This is a genomic window from Colwellia sp. BRX10-4, from assembly GCF_014077465.1.
Classification (GTDB): domain Bacteria; phylum Pseudomonadota; class Gammaproteobacteria; order Enterobacterales; family Alteromonadaceae; genus Colwellia_A.
On record NZ_JACGVZ010000003.1, the window covers coordinates 232549 to 250694 of the forward strand.

At 37.5% G+C, this 18146-nt stretch carries 17 protein-coding genes; 10 read left to right on the forward strand and 7 right to left on the reverse strand.

Going from position 1 to position 18146, the window contains the following annotated elements; genetic code table 11:
* Positions 1-22 precede the first annotated feature (22 nt).
* Positions 23-1573, forward strand: coding sequence for a lysine--tRNA ligase (gene lysS / locus H4J67_RS05070; RefSeq protein WP_070377186.1), 1551 nt, complete (start codon positions 23-25; stop codon positions 1571-1573).
* Between the two features lie 327 nt (positions 1574-1900).
* On the opposite strand, the gene H4J67_RS05075 is transcribed toward lysS, so the two are convergent.
* Positions 1901-3205, reverse strand: coding sequence for a DUF3667 domain-containing protein (locus H4J67_RS05075; RefSeq protein WP_182175790.1), 1305 nt, complete (start codon positions 3203-3205; stop codon positions 1901-1903).
* A 243-nt stretch (positions 3206-3448) separates the two neighbouring features.
* On the opposite strand from H4J67_RS05075, the gene H4J67_RS05080 reads away from it, so the two are divergent.
* The gene (locus H4J67_RS05080; RefSeq protein ID WP_182175789.1) at positions 3449-3997 is read left to right on the forward strand and encodes a YkvA family protein; all 549 of its coding nucleotides are present in this window, start codon (positions 3449-3451) and stop codon (positions 3995-3997) included.
* An 801-nt stretch (positions 3998-4798) separates the two neighbouring features.
* Here H4J67_RS05080 and H4J67_RS05085 read toward each other — a convergent pair.
* The 6 genes from H4J67_RS05085 to H4J67_RS05110 all read right to left on the reverse strand — a co-directional run bounded on the left by H4J67_RS05085 (position 4799) and on the right by H4J67_RS05110 (position 9323).
* Positions 4799-4972, reverse strand: a complete 174-nt coding sequence (locus H4J67_RS05085; RefSeq protein WP_182175788.1) for a hypothetical protein — start codon at positions 4970-4972, stop codon at positions 4799-4801.
* A complete protein-coding gene (locus tag H4J67_RS05090) occupies positions 4969-6243 on the reverse strand; it encodes an AmpG family muropeptide MFS transporter (RefSeq protein WP_182175787.1) in 1275 nt (424 codons plus the stop codon). Before H4J67_RS05090 ends, H4J67_RS05085 begins: the two co-directional genes overlap by 4 nt.
* 110 nt (positions 6244-6353) lie before the next feature.
* Positions 6354-6683, reverse strand: a complete 330-nt coding sequence (locus H4J67_RS05095) for a hypothetical protein (protein WP_083278033.1) — start codon at positions 6681-6683, stop codon at positions 6354-6356.
* Positions 6684-6943: 260 nt separating this feature from the next.
* Complete coding sequence (locus tag H4J67_RS05100; protein ID WP_182175786.1) at positions 6944-7525, reverse strand: peptidylprolyl isomerase; 582 nt, start codon at positions 7523-7525, stop codon at positions 6944-6946.
* Positions 7526-7558: 33 nt separating this feature from the next.
* On the reverse strand, positions 7559-8155 hold the full coding sequence (locus tag H4J67_RS05105; protein ID WP_182175785.1) for a YajG family lipoprotein: 597 nt from the start codon (positions 8153-8155) through the stop codon (positions 7559-7561).
* A gap of 16 nt (positions 8156-8171) precedes the next feature.
* Positions 8172-9323 carry a methyltransferase gene (locus tag H4J67_RS05110; RefSeq protein WP_182175784.1) on the reverse strand — a complete coding sequence of 384 codons (1152 nt, stop codon included), beginning with the start codon at positions 9321-9323 and terminating at the stop codon, positions 8172-8174.
* Between the two features lie 252 nt (positions 9324-9575).
* Between H4J67_RS05110 and H4J67_RS05115 the strand changes: the two genes are divergently transcribed.
* The 8 genes from H4J67_RS05115 (at position 9576) to nqrF (ending at position 17973) form a co-directional block, all read left to right on the forward strand.
* On the forward strand, positions 9576-9899 hold the full coding sequence (locus tag H4J67_RS05115) for a BolA/IbaG family iron-sulfur metabolism protein (RefSeq protein WP_182175783.1): 324 nt from the start codon (positions 9576-9578) through the stop codon (positions 9897-9899).
* 588 nt (positions 9900-10487) lie between these two features.
* The gene (gene fabV / locus H4J67_RS05120) at positions 10488-11678 is read left to right on the forward strand and encodes an enoyl-ACP reductase FabV (protein ID WP_182175782.1); all 1191 of its coding nucleotides are present in this window, start codon (positions 10488-10490) and stop codon (positions 11676-11678) included.
* A 384-nt stretch (positions 11679-12062) separates the two neighbouring features.
* The gene (locus H4J67_RS05125; RefSeq protein WP_182175781.1) at positions 12063-13400 is read left to right on the forward strand and encodes a Na(+)-translocating NADH-quinone reductase subunit A; all 1338 of its coding nucleotides are present in this window, start codon (positions 12063-12065) and stop codon (positions 13398-13400) included.
* 2 nt (positions 13401-13402) lie between these two features.
* Positions 13403-14614, forward strand: coding sequence for an NADH:ubiquinone reductase (Na(+)-transporting) subunit B (locus H4J67_RS05130; protein ID WP_182175780.1), 1212 nt, complete (start codon positions 13403-13405; stop codon positions 14612-14614).
* The gene (locus tag H4J67_RS05135; protein ID WP_182175779.1) at positions 14607-15425 is read left to right on the forward strand and encodes a Na(+)-translocating NADH-quinone reductase subunit C; all 819 of its coding nucleotides are present in this window, start codon (positions 14607-14609) and stop codon (positions 15423-15425) included. Before H4J67_RS05130 ends, H4J67_RS05135 begins: the two co-directional genes overlap by 8 nt.
* Positions 15425-16048, forward strand: a complete 624-nt coding sequence (locus H4J67_RS05140) for an NADH:ubiquinone reductase (Na(+)-transporting) subunit D (protein ID WP_182175778.1) — start codon at positions 15425-15427, stop codon at positions 16046-16048. Before H4J67_RS05135 ends, H4J67_RS05140 begins: the two co-directional genes overlap by 1 nt.
* Before the next feature lie 4 nt (positions 16049-16052).
* Positions 16053-16676, forward strand: coding sequence for an NADH:ubiquinone reductase (Na(+)-transporting) subunit E (gene nqrE / locus H4J67_RS05145; RefSeq protein WP_182175777.1), 624 nt, complete (start codon positions 16053-16055; stop codon positions 16674-16676).
* Between the two features lie 73 nt (positions 16677-16749).
* Positions 16750-17973 carry an NADH:ubiquinone reductase (Na(+)-transporting) subunit F gene (nqrF, locus tag H4J67_RS05150; protein ID WP_182181900.1) on the forward strand — a complete coding sequence of 408 codons (1224 nt, stop codon included), beginning with the start codon at positions 16750-16752 and terminating at the stop codon, positions 17971-17973.
* Positions 17974-18146: the final 173 nt, after the last annotated feature.

Genomic DNA, 18146 nt, shown 5'->3' on the forward strand with positions numbered 1-18146 from the left:
TAAAAAGTTAACGAGAAAAAAAATGACCGACCAAGCACAAGTAAATCAGCAAGATGAAAACAAATTAATCGCCGAACGTCGCGGTAAATTAGCGAAAATTCGTGAAAACTGTCCGGCTAATGGCCACCCAAACAAGTTTGACCGAAAACACTACGCTGCTGATTTACAAGCTGAGCATGGTGAGAAAGATAAAGAAACACTTGAAGCTGAAACCGCAACCTATAGTATTGCTGGTCGAGTTATGGCTAAGCGTGGGCCATTTTTGGTACTACAAGATATGTCTGGTCGCATCCAAGCTTATGCACATAAAACCGTGCAAAAAGATATTAAAGAGCGTTGGGGCACTTTAGATATTGGCGATATTATCGGTGTTACCGGCACTATGCATATGTCTGGTAAAGGCGATTTGTATGTCAATATGGACGAATATCAATTACTCACTAAGTCATTGCGTCCGTTACCTGAAAAATTCCACGGTTTATCTGATGTTGAAACTAAGTATCGCCAACGCTATGTTGATTTAATCATCAATGAAGAAACGCGTAATACTTTCCTTATTCGTTCAAAAATTGTTGAAGGTATTCGTCAGTTTTTAACTGTCCGCGGTTTTATGGAAGTTGAAACGCCAATGCTACAAACTATTCCAGGTGGTGCAACGGCTAAACCTTTTGAAACTTTTCATAATGCCTTAGACATTCAAATGTATATGCGTATTGCTCCTGAGCTTTATTTAAAGCGCCTAGTTGTTGGTGGTTTTGAAAAAGTATTCGAAATTAACCGTAACTTCCGCAATGAAGGTTTATCTTCACGTCATAACCCAGAATTCACTATGATTGAATTCTATCAAGCTTATGCTGATTACATTGATTTAATGAATATTACTGAGGATATGTTACGTACCCTTGCTGAAAACGTATTGGGTAGCTCTGTTATTCGTAACACGGTTAAAAATAGCGATGGCGAAGTCGTAGAAGAAAAATTTTATGACTTTGGAAAATCGTTTACGCGCTTATCTATGGTTGATGCTATTTTATTATACGGTAACGACCTAGACGAAAACATTTTACGTAACCCCGAAGCAAACTTCGATGCACTTAAAGCTATGGCCAAAACTGTAGGTGTTAAAGAAACTGAAGCGTCAAAAGTATGGGGCCCAGGTAAATACATTTGTGAAATATTTGAAGAAGTTGCCGAGCATATGCTTGATCAACCCACTTTCATTACAGAATACCCTTGGGAAGTTTCACCATTAGCACGTCGTAATGATGACAACCCATTTATTACTGACCGTTTTGAATTCTTCGTTGGTGGCCGTGAATTAGCTAATGGCTTCTCTGAGCTTAACGACGCAGAAGACCAAGCAGCACGTTTCCGCAACCAAGTTGAAGGTAAAGATGCTGGTGACGATGAAGCAATGCATTATGATGAAGACTATATTCAAGCGCTTGAATATGGTTTACCGCCAACTGCGGGTGAAGGTATTGGTATTGACCGTTTAGTGATGTTGTTTACTGACTCACCAACGATAAAAGATGTTATTTTGTTCCCTCATATGCGTCCTCTAGCTGAGTAACCTTTATCATGAGCGCTTTTAGAAGCGTTCATTAGATTTATAAAAGCCGGATCAGTTAATCACTTATCCGGCTTTTCTGTTTAGAAATAACGCCAAAGATGTCATATGTTCAGGATGACAACTGGTTTCAGACGAACATAGTCTAGTTACCCCTGTGCCGTCATGCTGAATTTATTTCAGTATCTGTTCTTGTGTTGTCAACGACGAGATCCTAAAAAAGTTTAGGATGATGGAGGCGGTATCAAGTTGATGGAGTTAGTATCAGGCTGACGTAGTTCATATCAGCATAACTGGCTTGTCTTAGAGCAGAGTAACTGAAATTGTTAGTTAAATATCTGTTAAGCCCCAAACGAAGGCAATTACACCGGTGAAGCCAATAAGTATCATATAGGCGGTGCCAATAAATGAATATTTAATAAAGGTAAAAAAATAACCTTGCTTATAAACTCGTTTTTGCATAATAAATAAATAAATGGGGATCCAAGTTAATAAGGCTTTACTGGCAAATTCAATTGAGCCAGTAAGTATGGGGAGGACTGTTTTACTATAGCCAGCAAACACATCTAATAACTCTACCAACAATATAGTAAAGAAAATAAAACTATGGCTGTGTAAGGCAACAGTTAAATGCTCCATATAAAGACGCTTTGAAAAGATATACATTATCTTTAACAATATGGCGAAAAGAGGCAGTAAAATAAACATTAATTGTGGTAATTTTCCAATAACTTCTTGCACTAATGGCGTTGCATCAGATCTGAAGGCTTTTTCTGCTTTCTTGATCAAAGACTTTGTGAACACATTAAGTTTTTTATTACTATCTTCACTCAAAAAATCAAAAGACAAGGTACCATCGGCATTGTTGCTTATGGTCGTAGAAATTTTGTCTACCTTATCTAGCTCCTCACCATTTTTAAATTTTGCAATATTTGAGGTTAATAAATCATAACGTTCTTTCTTATTCCCGCTAAGCGTTTGTCCATCTTTAAATTGTCTTAATTCTAAATCGACAAGTGTTTTGGTCATATCAATTAACCGTTTATTTTTTTCAATACTGTAATCTTTATTCATATCGGTTAGATAGATTTCAAATTTTGCGATGCTTTTTGTTGTTTCTGACAAATCAACGGTATTGTCTGGTGAGCCATCAATGGCTTTAAGCTTGTTTTTTTCAAGTAAAACAAGTTGATTTTTGATTTGAGTGATTGATGTCTGATTGTCGCTTACCGCGAGAAGAGAATCACTGTCTGAGAGCACAAAAAATTTTAAGGTAATAAAAAAGACAATACTCACAAAAAGGTATAGACGCAGCGGAGGCACGTAATGGACGCGTTTTCCCGTAATATACTCATTAGTTAAAAAACCAGGACGAGTAACTAATGGCAATATAGTTCGAGCAGCTCTTGAATCAAAACTAAAAATATCATCAAGGAGGTGTAATATAACCACCCAAAAATATTTCAATGTTGATTCTGCTTTTTGGCCACACTGACCACAAAAAGGACCACTGAGTGGTTGCTGACAATTATCACAATTATTATTTGCTGAACTTCTTATGGTATCAGGCTGTTCAGAGACTGATGACATGATATCAATATCATTATTTTTTTTAACTAACTCGGTATTTTGCATAAAAGTTTCAGAATAAATACAAACAATAGAACAAAATCATAGCATTATGTTTATAAAAGTGTGAGTGAAAAGTTATAAATATTTACAAATTAATTGAGTTAACTGCGTGCTGTTTGTATAACTATCTGCTAAATTTACTCTAATAAGAAAAATAGGGTTGAATGTACTATGTTTATTATTATGCAAAAAAGTAAATAATAAGCAAAGTGTAGTAATAGAAAAGCCAAATACAGGAGAATTATAATGGCGTTTGAAGTTAAATTTGAATTAACAGAGTCAGACTTAGACCACTTCCGTGATGTAATGCGTAAAGCACAATCAGGAGTTGCAAAACTTAGTGAAGCAGTTATTTTAAGTAACGCTAAGAGTATTAGCCAAGATATTAAAGGAAGTGTTCCAGAATTTGTCAGTGAACGCATTAAAAAACTAGAAACTTTAGTGGCAATGATAGAAGACTCTGAATGGAAAATTCCAGCAGAAGAGCGCAGTGATGTGCTAAGTGCATTGGCTTATTTTAGTGATCCGGAAGATTTAGTACCTGACCATATTCCTGTATTAGGCTTTTTAGACGACGCCATCATGATTGAATTAGTTGCCGAAGAACTGAAAGATGATATCGAAGCATTTTTAGAGTTTTGTGCTTATCGTAGCCGAGAAGAAGGCCGTAGTGGTGATGTTTCAGTGACTCGTGAAGAGTGGCTAGATTCTAAACGTCGCGAACTTCATAGTCGTATGAGAAACCGACGCTCAACCCGTCGAAGCGGTCGCTCATCATTTCGTTCAGTTTTTTAAACTCTACTTTAAAAAGATTGAATTTTAAAAGCTTACTCATTTTTTGAGTAAGTTTTTTTTTGTGTTGTTAACGACGAGATCCTAAAACAAGTTCAGGATGACGGAGGTGGTATCAGGATGACGGGGGCGTTATCAGGATGACAAAGGTGGTATCAGAATGTCAGAGGCTTATCCCTTTGCGGTCATGCTGAATTTATTTCAGTATCTGCTTTTTGTTTTGTCAACGACGAGATCCTGAAACAAGTTCAGGATGACGGAGGTGGTATCAGGATGACGGGGGCGTTATAAGGATGACAAAGGTGGTATCAGAATGTCAGAGGCTTATCCTTTTGCCGTCATGCTGAATTTATTTCAGTATCTGCTTTTTTTTGTCAACGACGAGATCCTTAAACAAGTGCAGGATGATGGAGGTGGTATCAGGATGACGGAGGTGTTATCAGGATGACGGGGGCGTTATCAGGATGACAAAGGTGGTATCAGAATGTCAGAGGCTTATCCCTTTGCCGTCATGCTGAATTTATTTCAGTATCTGCTTTTTGTTTTGTCAACGACGAGATCCTGAAACAAGTTCAGGATGACGGAGGTGGTATCAGGATGACGGGGGCGTTATCAGGATGACAAAGGTGGTATCAGAATGTCAGAGGCTTATCCCATTGCCGTCATGCTTAATTTATTTCAGTATCCGCTTTTTGTGTTGTCACGACGAGATCCTGAAACAAGTTCAGGATGACGGAGGCGCGGTATCGGGCTGACGGATTTAGTATCAGGACGATGGATTTGGTATCAGGATAACTGGAGTCGTCATCCGTGAGTAACGTATATCATTACCACTAAAAATCCAATGAGTACGGTATTTAAAGCAATAATATAAGCAAAACCTTTCACACCTTCTTTTACACTAAAGCCCTTAGCACCTAAATATCGCCACCAAAAAAGGCACATGATAATAGGGAGTAGAAAGAACAGTTTGATCATATTAATTCCTCGGTTTTATTTTTTGTTTCGAAAGGGACCTTTTCGCTCCAAGGAGCAACTTTAAATAACATTAGCATTCCTGGGATCGCGAGGAAAGTACAAAGAAAGTAGAACGATGTCCAACCTATTTGCTCTACAATAAGGCCAGTTGTTGCATTGGCAAAGGTTCGAGGCAAAGCGGTTAGCGCCGTAAAGAGTGCAAATTGCGTTGCAGCAAAAGCGGGGTTGGTTGTTCTTGCTATAAAGGCAGTAAATGCAGCTGTACCTAAACCAACACCTAAGTATTCAAAGCCCATCGCAAAAGCTAGAGCGTAAGTATTATGACCTATTTCTGCTAAAGCGGCAAAGCCTAATATGCTGATGATTTGCACAAAGCCAAACAACCATAATGCCTTATTTATACTGAGCTTTATCATTACAATGCCGCCAACAGCAAGCCCGATAGTCATCGCAATAAGCGACGCTGTTTTAGCAACCACACCAATTTCTGTTTTAGTAAAGCCTAGGTCTATAAAAAATGGCGTTTGCAGGGCTGTAGCCATACTGTCGCCTAATTTGTATAAAAATAAAAAAATGAGAATTTGTAAGGCACTTTTAAAACCTTTTCGTGAAATAAAATCTCTAAAAGGCAATACAACAGCATCATGTAATGTTTTAGGAGCAAGATGTTCGCTTTTACTCTCTTTAATACATAAGGTCAGTAAAATACCGATGAGCATAAACGCAGCAACAATAAGAAAAACTGATTGCCAGTTGATATGGTCAGCCAAGATAAAAGCTAACGACCCCGGCACTAAGCCAGATAGACGATAAGCCTGTACATGGATAGAATTACCTAAGCCCAGTTCGTGTTCTTGCAATAACTCCCTGCGATAGGCATCGAGAACAATATCTTGGCTTGCACTAAAAAAAGCAACAGCAGCGGCAAGATAAGCGACAGACCAAATATTAATAGTCGGGTCTATAAAACCAAAACCAGCGATAGAGAAGAGTAATAAAATTTGCGTAGCAAACATCCAACTTCGACGTCGACCTAAGATTGGAAAAGAATACCTGTCCATCAATGGCGACCAAATAAACTTCCAAACATAAGGAATGCCAATTAATGAGAATAAACCTATCTCAACTAGACTCACTCCCTCTGATCTTAACCAACCAGGTACCAGTTGATATAAAATAAATAACGGCAAGCCCGAAGTGAATCCGGTAAAGATACAAATCAACATTCTTTTATTTAGAATAGCTTCTTTGAATGTTTGTTGAGTGGTCATGCATTTACCTATAAAAATCTTAGTAGGTATAGGCTATCAAAATGTTATTGAAAACAGAAGTTTATTCTTGAGTTCTGTGAGCAAGTGTCGAGGGTTTTACTCACGTTAACCTAAGGTAACGGACGCCAGCCAATACAGTCAATAGGATAACTGCCAGCACCTGTGAAAAAATCTAAGCAAGTCGTTATTTCACTTTTGAAATACAAGTCATGACTCAGTGATTGTGCTCCATGTAAACTCATCTCATGGACTAAGTGCCAAAAAACGCGCTCTTTTGCACTACTTGGGGTTTCATCATTTACCTTTAGCAATGTCCATTCCTCCATGGTATCAAGGATGAATGTGTCGAGTTCGGTATAATGCAATGATTGGTTAATCACAGCTTTAATATAGTAAGCTATTTGTTGTGTTTTTTCGTTGATAAACGGCTCAATTATCATGGCATCCTCAGTTCACTTTCGTATTTAAATCATTCAAGTAGGAAAGTAGCTACCACTTTATTGAAATGGTGAAAATAGTTGTTATTGTTTATTTACTACCTTATATATCGTAGATTAAAAACAGTTTGTCAAAGGTGTAGGCAATCTAATTTTCATTTAATTGTAAGATCGTACAAAAAATAATGTTTGTTCTGGCATTGTTATAGTCAGAAATATTACCTCCTGACTATAATTTTTAGCTGAAATTTTATTGGATAAATTTATTCTTCTGGTAATAAAGTGGCTTTAATTAAGGTAATAGGTTCTACGGGCACATCGTCCCAGCCCATCGCATCACTATAGTGTGTTTTAGCTAAATTCATAGCATCAACAACTGCCTGACCTTCAACAATAGCGCCAAATACGGTATATCCCCAGCGACGGCCTGGATTTAAACTTTTATTGTTAGCCATATTAAAAAAGAATTGACGATTTGCGGTGTGTGGGCGATTTTCTTTTGCCATAGCAATCGTGCCACGTTCATTTTTTAAACCATTACCTGATTCATTAACAATATTTCCAGTGACTTTTTTTAAATTGAAGTCTTCATCATAACCACCGCCTTGTACAATAAAGTCTGAGACAATACGATGAAAAATTGTGTTGTTGTATTCACCTTTAACCACATACATTAAAAAATTATCAACAGTTAATGGCGCACGAATACGGTCTAACTCAACAATGATGACTCCTTTTGATGTTTCTAATTTCACTTTTGGAAATAAGTTATTGGGATCAATGGCGATATTATTCGCTGATAGAGTGCCAGATAAAAATATAAGTAAAAAAAATAAACCTTTCATTATCATTTCTTCTTTTAAAGGGGCTGTTAAAAATTATTTTATAAAGCGCTGAATTTCAATATTATTAATAACTTGAGATAATAGCTGAGTAAGTTGTTGACTAAAGTCACGCTCTAATACTGCAATATCTGCGCCCAATGGGCCTTCACTGGTTCCGCGAACTTTAAAGATGTTACTTAACGTTTGTGAACCATTGTTAACCGTTACACGGATCACAAGTTCATTGTTAACTTGATATTTCATCATTTCTTGTTGCACGCTGCTTAAGCCATTATCAATAATTATTTCAATTGCATTACCCGCTTGAGCGTTAATGTCTAAGCCCTGTTTTTTAAATTCAGCGGCTAACGTTTCCTCAACAATACGGTTTAATGGTTGCTGACTAGAATAAACCTCTGCCGCTTCATCTTTTCTTAATATTTGCACAACATGCTGGGCACTCCGCAAATCAGTGACCGTTAAACTCGCTTGTTTATTTTGATAAGCACTTTGGCTAGATGCACTATTATTTATGCTTAAATCTGGAGCAATAACTACGTAAGTGGGTTTGTTGGCACAAGCCGTCAGTACAAGCAGTAAAGTTGTTGCGGCTAATGTTTTAATTTTATTGTTAATGAATATATTTTTCATGATCTGATTAACTCCATTATTTTATTGATGAAAGCGTGACAAATTTATCATTGCTGGCAATGAGTTTTTCATTACCAAAAAGTCGTTTAAGTTTAATATGGTATCCGAGTTGTCGATTACCAATAATGCGTAACTCCCCACCGTTCTTTAATGCTCTATGGCTATCGCGAAACATCTGCCAAGCGATATGGTCAGTGGTTGCATTTTGCTGGTGAAAAGGAGGGTTACACAAAATCAAATCAACACTATTAGGCTCCACGTCTGCTAAGCAGTCATTTATCATGAACTGGCATTGATTGAGTTGCTCAGGTAAGTTTTTACTGATATTAGTCTTTGCAGAATCAACAGCCATATAAGATTCATCAACAAAAGTAACTAATGCCTCGGGTTGCTCGGCCACTACGGCTAAGCCAATCACACCATTGCCACAACCTAAGTCAATAACACGACTACCTGCTTTTACTTCAGGAAGGTGCTTAATAAAGTGACGAGCACCAATATCAAGTTTTTCACGCGCATAAACCCCTGAATGATTACTGATAATAAAAGCGCTATCTTCTAACGGCCAAATTGTTGGAAAAGGTGAAGAGAAAACTTGCTTGTTATCAAGTTGAGAGAATACTAAACGTGCTTTTTTTACCGCTAAAGACGTTTTTGTTGTCCCTAAATATTTTTCAAATAATTTTAACGTCGAACTATGTATATCTTTGGCTTTATCGCTAGCAATAAAAATAAGATTTTGATTATATTTAGCTTTAATTGATAATAGTTGGTCGATCATTAATGACTTACTTTTAGGTATCTTGTACAACACCACACTAATATTATCGGGTAGGTCATCCAAACTCGTTATTTGGCAAATATTGTCAAGCGACAAACCGTTTTGCTCAATATTATATTTTAACCCTTGATGGCTTATCCAAGAGTCGGAAACCGTAGTCACATTTGACTGAGTAAAGTTAGCGGTAATAGCGCCAAAACTATCATTGAAAATGAGTAATTTGTGCTGGCTACCCGCTAAATCTTGTTCATTAACATAATTAATTAAATACTCGTCGGCTGAATCCCAAGCAACTAGTGCACGGTTAACTTGACCAACGGGGTAGCGATCTAAAAAAAGGTTCTTGTCATAAACGCCATCTGCGTTAACAATAAAAGGGCTGATCATAATGAAGAGGTTCGATTTTTACCTAGAAGAATGTCGGCTATTGTGACAAAATATACGGAATTGAGCCAGTGATAGTTGCTTTGAGCGCTTAAAAACTATTTTATAAATAAATGAGATTTTTTTATCAATAATGGCAACTGTTTACTCGCCATTAATGACAGTGAAACCACTATAGCCATCCAGACTGATGGCATATTGTGTGTAACAAACTAAAATGACTCCACTATAGAAAAACACATCAGGGATTTAATAATGACCATTGAAGCTGTAATAGAACAAAAACTTCTTTCCGCATTTTCTCCAATACATCTCGATGTTATTAATGAAAGCCATCAACATAATGTTGCACCGGGCAGTGAATCTCATTTTAAAGTGATTATCGTTAGCGACGACTTTATTGGAGAACGCTTAATTAAACGTCACCGAGCCATTAATTCGTTGCTTTCAACAGAGCTTGCCGAAAAAATACATGCGTTAGCGCTTCATACTTATACCAAGGATGAGTGGGACAAGTATTATGCAGATAATACCCCTTTGTCGCCTAAATGCTTAGGTGGTGGTAAAAAATCAGCGTAACTTTAGCAAATAAATTAGGGGTCAAACGCTAACTAACCATCATTCGCGATTTTATCCCTAATTTATAATACCCTCATAATTGTATTCACTTTTCGTGAAACACTTGTTATTTAATCTTAACTATCTATGTGAAATGAAGAATATTTGCCAACAGCTACGTCACTTAATGGCTAAATTTAGCTAACAAGGTCAATTGATAGGGTCACTGATAAACCGAAACAATTATTTCAGGGTTATTATGATTGATGGTGTGATTTGTTTTTCTCATTGTGGTGTCGCGATATCACTTTAATGTTGGTTGGATGTGATACAAGAGTTGGTATTGTACTTTCATGCTAGGGGCATTATGTTAGGCGCTGTTTATACGTTAAAAGCTGATGGCCATGTTTGGGCAGATGTTCTTTATTAAAATAGCTAGTGGCTTTAATCCTTTATTTTGAGGAAAACATTCACTGGTCATACCTCGTATTCTTTTTAGTAGCGTAAACTATGCAACAATTTTAAATTTATGTCGCAATAAATATTGAATAATGACTAAATTGCCGAGTTGTTTGGCGATAAAAATAGTATTAATTAAAAGGTCTTCTTATGGTTATTAAACCTAAAATTCGTGGTTTTATTTGTACAAATGCACACCCAACCGGCTGTGAAGCTCATGTCAATGAGCAGATTTCTTATGTTAAATCTCATCAACAGGCTAATGCCAAGCCAAAAAATGTTTTGGTTATTGGTTCATCTACCGGTTATGGATTATCGTCACGTATAACCGCTGCATTTGGTAATAATGCTAAAACATTAGGTATTTTCTTTGAGAAACCGCCGACTGAAAAGAAAACAGCCAGTGCTGGTTGGTATAATACTGCGGCGTTTCAAAAGGCCGCTGAGCAAGAAGGCCTTTGGTCTAAGAATATTAATGGTGATGCGTTTTCACATGAAATTAAAGCAAAGGCTATTGAAACGATTAAAGCTGAATTAGGTGAAATTGATCTAATCGTTTACTCACTTGCTTCACCTCGTCGTACTGATCCAGATACCGGTGAAGTTTATTCATCGACGCTTAAACCTATTGGTCAAAGTGTTACCACGAAAAACCTAAACACCTCGAAGCGTGTTATCGATGAAATCTCTGTTGAAGCAGCAAATGAAGCCGAGATACAAGGTACCATTGATGTAATGGGTGGCGCTGACTGGGAATTATGGATTAAGGCATTGAATGAGGCTGGCGTTCTTTCAGAAGGATTTAAATCAGTAGCTTATACATATATTGGTAAAGAATTAACTTGGCCAATATACGGAAAAGCGACCATAGGTAAAGCAAAAGAAGATTTAGACCGTGCTGCATCGGCAATTAATAAAGCGACCGCTAATTTTAAGGGCGAAGCTCATGTTACTTCATTAAATGCGGTCGTTACGCAGGCGAGTTCAGCAATACCCATCATGCCACTTTATATTTCAGCAATGTTTAAAGTGATGAAGGCAGATGGCACTTATGAAGGGTGTATCGAACAAATTCAGAACCTATTTGTTGAGAACATCTACAGTGAAACACCTCGCTTAGATGATAAAAATCGTTATCGTCAAAACCATAAAGAGCTTGAAGACAGCGTTCAAAAACGTGTGACAGACATTTGGAATACCGTTGATTCTGATAATATTGATGAATTAACAGACTATGTTGGCTATCATCAAGAATTTTTAAAGTTATTTGGCTTTAGTGTTGTGGGTGTTGATTACGAGGCTGATGTCAATACAATGGCAGAAATTAAGCATCTCTTATAACGATTAACTTTAATTATTTGTGATTAGCATCAATAATAAAAAGCCGACATAAAATGTCGGTTTTTTTAGGTCTGACAAAATTTTTGGCTGATAAATGAGCGAAATCAATAATATTCAACTAATTTGTAATTTAAGTAACTGAGATCGTAGATAGCCTTAGAGTTTTTGTGTTAAAATCGCGCCAGAAATTTTAACTTAGAGCCAGTGGGTCTTTTTTATTTTCAACTAACTGTTGTTGTTGCTAAAAAAAGTACTTACTGAAATACACTAAAATCAGTACTTTCCTTACCTATCAGACTTTATTTACGAGTGATCGTAAAAGAGTTTAATTACGTATGTAAGGTTATGATTTTGATACTCCCATCAAAAGTAGTGCATGTGTTTATGATTACAATAAAAAAAGGTCTGGATGTTCCTGTCGTTGGTTCTCCCCTGCAGGTAATCCATGATGGCAACGCCATCAAAACCGTTGCAACATTAGGTGAAGAGTTTGTGGGTATGCGACCAACCATGTTTGTTAAAGTGGATGATCGTGTTAAAAAAGGTCAGATTATTTTTGAAGATAAAAAGAATCCTGGCGTTAAATTCACAGCTCATGCTGCCGGTGTTGTTAAAGAAATCAACCGTGGTGAAAAACGTGTTTTGCAATCAGTCGTTATTAAAATTGACGGCGATGAGCAAATTACATTTCCTTCATACACAGCGAATGAACTTAACTCAATAAAACGTCAAGATGTTGTTGATAACCTCGTTAATTCAGGTTTGTGGACAGCATTGCGTACACGTCCATTTAGTAGAGTTCCTGCCGTTGATTCAACGCCAACCGCGATTTTTGTTAGTGTAATGGATACTAATCCGCTAGCCGCTAACCCCGAAGTGATTATTAATGAACAAAGTGAAGCCTTTAAAAATGGCTTGACAATACTTACTCGTTTAACCAATGGTGAAGTGTTTGTTAGTAAAGCGCCGGGTACTAATATTCCCGTTGAGGCTAATGTGCAAGTTAACGAATTTGCAGGAAAACACCCTGCTGGTTTAGTTGGCACACATATGCATTTTTTAAAGCCAGTTAGTGTAGACAAGTCTTCATGGAACTTAGGCTATCAAGACGTTATTGCTTTTGGGCAGTTATTTACTACTGGTGAGCTGAATAACACCCGTATTATTTCACTCGCTGGCCCTGCTGCTAAGAACCCTCGTTTAGTGCGTACTATTTTAGGTGCAAACACTGACGAATTAATTGCGGGTGAATTTGCTGACGGTGAATTACGCATTATATCGGGTTCTTTACTTTCAGGAGCAAAAGCAAAAGGTGTTCACGCTTATCTAGGTCGCTACCATGTGCAAATTTCGTTAATTTTAGAAGGTCGCGAAAAAGAGTTTATTGGTTATATGTATCCTGGGCCTAATAAATTCTCGGTAACACGTGCATATATGTCTCATTTCTTCCCAAAGAAATTATTCAATATGACCACTACAACTAACGGTAGTCCTCGTGCCATGGTTCCAATTGGTAATTTTGAACGAGTGATGCCATTAGATATTCTCCCAACAATGTTATTGCGTGATTTATGTGCCGGTGATACCGACAGCGCGCAGCAACTTGGTGCTTTAGAGCTTGATGAAGAAGATTTAGCCTTATGTACATTTGTTTGCCCAGGCAAAACAGATTATGGCGTTATTCTTCGTGAATGCCTAACCACAATAGAGAAGGAAGGTTAGACATGGGCTTGAAAAAGTATATTGAAGATATTGAACCGCAATTTGAAAAAGGCGGTAAGCTAGAAACGTGGTACGCTTTGTATGAAGCTGTAGCCACCGGTTTATTTACTCCTGGTCAAGTGAACAAAGGTGCTACTCACGTTCGTGACAGTATTGACTTAAAACGCATCATGATAACAGTATGGTTAGCTGTTTTCCCTGCTATGTTTTTTGGTATGTACAACATTGGTTTTCAAGCAGCTGATGCTTTAGCTGCTGGTTATGCTTTACCTGATACTTGGCAAGTAGGCTTGTTCGAATTTCTTGGAGGGAGTTTATCTGCTGACTCGAGTGTCTTAGGTAAAATGCTTTATGGAGCAGTGTTCTTCTTACCTATTTATGCAACTACCTTTATTGTTGGTGGCTTTTGGGAAGTTCTATTTGCTTCAGTGCGCAAGCATGAAGTTAACGAAGGTTTTTTTGTTAGTTCAATTTTGTTTGCCTTGATCTTGCCTGCAACAATTCCATTATGGCAAGTTGCTATTGGTATTACTTTCGGTATTGTTATTGCTAAAGAAATTTTTGGTGGTACAGGTAAAAACTTCTTGAACCCTGCGCTAGCTGGCCGTGCTTTTCTGTTTTTTGCTTATCCAGGTGAATTATCAGGTGATGCTGTTTGGGTTGCTGTTGATGGTTACTCAGGTGCGACTCCATTAAGTGCTGCAGCAGCAGCAATTCCAGGGTCGGTTGATTTTGCAATCAATACTAACTGGTGGAATGCATTCTTGGGCTTTATTCCAGGGTCAATGGGTGAAGTATCAACAGCTGCTATTTTCTTAGGTGGTGCATACATTCTTTATAAAGGTATTGCTTCGTGGCGTATTGTCTTAAGCGTATTCGTTGGCATGGTGTTTACTTCTTTACTGTTTAACAGTATTGGTAGTGATACGAACGCAATGTTTGCTATGCCATGGTATTGGCACTTAGTCACAGGTGGCTTTGCTTTTGGTATGATGTTTATGGCTACTGACCCTGTCACTATGTCTTTTACTAACACGGGTAAATACTGGTTTGGTGCATTAGTTGGCGTAATGGTTGTACTCATACGTGTAGTTAATCCGGCATACCCTGAAGGAATTATGTTAGCTATTTTATTTGCTAATTTATTCGCTCCTCTTTTCGACTATTTTGTTGTTCAAGGGAATATCAAACGGAGGCTCGCTCGTAATGTCTAGTAATAAAGAAACTCCAATTAAAACAATCGGCTTTGTGTTTTTAGTTTGTCTGGTTTGTGCTGCATTAGTCTCTGTTGCTGCGATTAGTTTAAAACCGTTACAACAAGCTAATAAACTGCTTGATAAGCAAACTAAAATTCTTGAAGCTTCTGGCTTATTAACATTAGCTTTGAAAACAGAAAATATTAAAGCTTCAGGTAGTGAACCTAAAAGTATCGTTGCAACATTTGAAAAATATGTTGAAGCTAAGATGATTGACCTAGATTCAGGGAATATTATTGAAGGTAACACTGATATATTTGACGAACGTGCAGACGCTCGTAATGCTGCTAAAAGCTCAAAGCTTACTAACGATACTGCAGGTATTAATCGCCGAGCTAATCATGCTGTTGTTTATTTAGTTAATAATGAGCAAGGCCAGCTAAATACTCTGGTTTTACCTATTGTTGGTTCAGGGCTGTGGGATTTAATGTACGGTTATATTGGTTTAGCGCCAAATTTAAATACCGTTCGTAGTCTTATTTATTCTGACTTAAAAGAAACTCCAGGTTTAGGCGCTGAAGTGCTTAACCCTAAGTGGAAAGCTTTATGGCCAGGTAAGAAAATTTACAATGATAGCGGTGAAGTGGCTATTAACGTGATTAAAGGTGGTGCTAAAGCCGGAGATATTCATGGCGTTGACGCATTGTCAGGGGCTACATTAACCAGTAATGGCGTACAAAATACCTTACATTTTTGGTTAGGTGAGCAAGGTTATGGACCTTTTATTGCTAAATACCGCAGTGTTGCTAGCGAAGGAGAGATGAACTAATGTCTTCAGATACTAAAAAAGTACTATTTGGACCTATTGTAGATAACAACCCTATCGCCTTACAGGTACTAGGTGTTTGTTCTGCTCTAGCGGTAACCAGTTCAATGGCAAACGCTTTGGTTATGACCATAGCGGTAATGCTAGTTACAGGCTTCTCTAACTTTTTTATCTCACTTGTGCGTAATCATATTCCATCAAGTGTGCGTATTATTGTGCAAATGGCGATTATAGCGTCGTTAGTTATTGTGGTTGACCAAGTGTTAAAAGCCTTCTCTTATCAGTTGTCGAAAGAGTTGTCAGTTTTCATTGGTTTGATCATTACTAACTGCATTGTAATGGGCCGTGCAGAAGCCTTTGCTATGAAAGAAAAGCCGGGTGTCAGCTTTTTAGATGGTATTGGTAATGGTTTAGGTTACGGCGCAGTTTTGATGGTTGTTGCTTTTTTCCGTGAATTATTTGGTTTTGGTGAGATCTTTGGTGTTGAAGTATTTAAATTAGTTCAAAACGATGGTTGGTACCAAGGTAATGGCTTATTAGTCTTACCATTTAGTTCATTCTTCATTATTGGTTTAATTATCTGGGCTGTACGCCAGTGGAAACCAGAACAAGTAGAGAAGGATTAGCCCCATGGAACATTATTTAAGTATTTTTATTAAAACCATATTTATTGAGAATATGGCATTAAGCTTCTTTTTGGGTATGTGTACTTTCTTAGCGGTGTCTAAGAAAGTAAGTACAGCCATTGGTCTAGGTGTTGCGGTTGTGGTGGTACTAGGTTTAGCTGTTCCAGCTAACCAAATTATTTATCAAGCTATTTTAGCGCCAGGCGCTTTAGATAGTATGATGGGTATTACTGAGCAGAAAGATTCAATCGATTTAAGCTTTTTATCATTTATTACCTTTATCGGTGTTATTGCTGCTTTAGTACAAATTTTGGAAATGATTTTAGACAAATATTTTCCTGCTTTGTATCAAGCCTTAGGTATATTTTTACCTTTGATCACTGTTAACTGTGCAATTTTTGGTGCGGTATCCTTTATGGTAGCGAAAAATTTAACCTTGGGTGAAAGTGTTGTTTACGGCATTGGCTCTGGTGTGGGTTGGATGTTAGCTATTGTGTTGTTGGCTGCTATACGTGAAAAGATGAAATATTCTGACGTACCAGATGGTTTGAAAGGTTTAGGTATCACGTTTATCTCCGCTGGATTGATGGCTTTTGGCTTTCTTTCTTTTGGTGGTATTTCACTTTAAAAAATATCGGTCTAAGTCACTTATTACAAAAAGTAATTTGAGCTTAGGCCCTAGATAATTTAAGGAAAAGTCGATGGAAATCATTCTCGGCATATCGATGTTTACCGCGATAGTGTTAGCATTAGTTTTAGTGATTTTATTTGCTAAATCTAAGTTAGTCTCTTCAGGTGACGTAACAATTAGTATAAATGGCGACCCAAATAAATCAGTAGTAACCGCTGCTGGTGGCAAGCTTCTTGGCGCTTTAGCAGATCAAGGGATTTTTATTCCTTCTGCTTGTGGTGGTGGTGGTACTTGTGGTCAATGTCGTGTTGACGTGCATTCAGGTGGTGGCGACATTTTACCAACTGAAACGGGTCATATCACTAAGCGTGAAGCTAAAACAGGTTGTCGTTTAGCCTGTCAGGTTGCTGTTAAGCAAGATATGGTTATTGAAGTGGAAGACGAAATCTTCGGTGTTCAACAATGGGAATGTGAAGTTATCTCTAATGATAACCAAGCAACTTTCATTAAAGAACTTAAACTTCAAATACCCAATGGGGAATCTGTTCCGTTTAAAGCCGGTGGTTATATTCAAATAGAAGCTCCAGCTCATCATGTAAAATATAGTGATTTTGATATTGATCAACAGTACAAAGGCGATTGGAATCATTTTGGCTTCTTTGATGTTGAATCAAAAGTTGACGAGCCAACGTTACGTGCATATTCAATGGCTAACTATCCTGAAGAAGAAGGCATTATTATGCTTAACGTGCGTATTGCTACGCCTCCTCCAGGACGTTTACATTTACCAGCAGGTAAAATGTCATCATATATCTTCAGCCTTAAGCCTGGCGACAAAGTCACTATTTCTGGTCCCTTTGGCGAGTTTTTTGCTAAAGAATCAGATAATGAAATGGTCTTTATTGGTGGTGGTGCCGGTATGGCGCCAATGCGTTCACACATTTTTGATCAACTTAAACGTTTACAGTCTAAGCGTAAAATGTCGTTCTGGTATGGTGCTCGTTCTAAGCGTGAAATGTTCTATGAAGATGATTACAACGGCTTAGCCGCTGAGAATGACAACTTCAAATGGCATGTTGCGTTATCAGATCCACAAGCTGAAGATAACTGGGAAGGCATGACAGGTTTTATTCATAATGTACTTTATGAAAACTACTTAAAAGATCATGAAGCACCAGAAGATTGTGAGTACTACATGTGTGGTCCTCCAATGATGAATGCTGCTGTTATTCATATGCTTAAAGACTTAGGCGTAGAAGACGAGAACATCATGTTAGATGACTTCGGTGGATAGTGTCTATTTCTTTGCTATTTTACTTAATAGCGGTAGAGAAGGTGGTTATTGACTATTATCAGTTCCGCGCCATCTCATTGTTTTAAAGTGAACTAGTTTTGAGTTAAAAGTCACTTGATAATAGTGCATTGTAAAAGACGGCTTTGGTCGTCTTTTATTATTTATATAAGGCG

Bases quoted from the DNA above. Each gene is read 5' to 3' on its own strand.
- lysS (WP_070377186.1), top strand. From the start codon at position 23: ATGACCGACCAAGCACAAGTAAATCAGCAAGATGAAAACAAATTAATC.
- H4J67_RS05075 (WP_182175790.1), bottom strand. From the start codon at position 3,205: ATGCAAAATACCGAGTTAGTTAAAAAAAATAATGATATTGATATCATG.
- H4J67_RS05080 (WP_182175789.1), top strand. From the start codon at position 3,449: ATGGCGTTTGAAGTTAAATTTGAATTAACAGAGTCAGACTTAGACCAC.
- H4J67_RS05085 (WP_182175788.1), bottom strand. From the start codon at position 4,972: ATGATCAAACTGTTCTTTCTACTCCCTATTATCATGTGCCTTTTTTGG.
- H4J67_RS05090 (WP_182175787.1), bottom strand. From the start codon at position 6,243: ATGACCACTCAACAAACATTCAAAGAAGCTATTCTAAATAAAAGAATG.
- H4J67_RS05095 (WP_083278033.1), bottom strand. From the start codon at position 6,683: ATGATAATTGAGCCGTTTATCAACGAAAAAACACAACAAATAGCTTAC.
- H4J67_RS05100 (WP_182175786.1), bottom strand. From the start codon at position 7,525: ATGAAAGGTTTATTTTTTTTACTTATATTTTTATCTGGCACTCTATCA.
- H4J67_RS05105 (WP_182175785.1), bottom strand. From the start codon at position 8,155: ATGAAAAATATATTCATTAACAATAAAATTAAAACATTAGCCGCAACA.
- H4J67_RS05110 (WP_182175784.1), bottom strand. From the start codon at position 9,323: ATGATCAGCCCTTTTATTGTTAACGCAGATGGCGTTTATGACAAGAAC.
- H4J67_RS05115 (WP_182175783.1), top strand. From the start codon at position 9,576: ATGACCATTGAAGCTGTAATAGAACAAAAACTTCTTTCCGCATTTTCT.
- fabV (WP_182175782.1), top strand. From the start codon at position 10,488: ATGGTTATTAAACCTAAAATTCGTGGTTTTATTTGTACAAATGCACAC.
- H4J67_RS05125 (WP_182175781.1), top strand. From the start codon at position 12,063: ATGATTACAATAAAAAAAGGTCTGGATGTTCCTGTCGTTGGTTCTCCC.
- H4J67_RS05130 (WP_182175780.1), top strand. From the start codon at position 13,403: ATGGGCTTGAAAAAGTATATTGAAGATATTGAACCGCAATTTGAAAAA.
- H4J67_RS05135 (WP_182175779.1), top strand. From the start codon at position 14,607: ATGTCTAGTAATAAAGAAACTCCAATTAAAACAATCGGCTTTGTGTTT.
- H4J67_RS05140 (WP_182175778.1), top strand. From the start codon at position 15,425: ATGTCTTCAGATACTAAAAAAGTACTATTTGGACCTATTGTAGATAAC.
- nqrE (WP_182175777.1), top strand. From the start codon at position 16,053: ATGGAACATTATTTAAGTATTTTTATTAAAACCATATTTATTGAGAAT.
- nqrF (WP_182181900.1), top strand. From the start codon at position 16,750: ATGGAAATCATTCTCGGCATATCGATGTTTACCGCGATAGTGTTAGCA.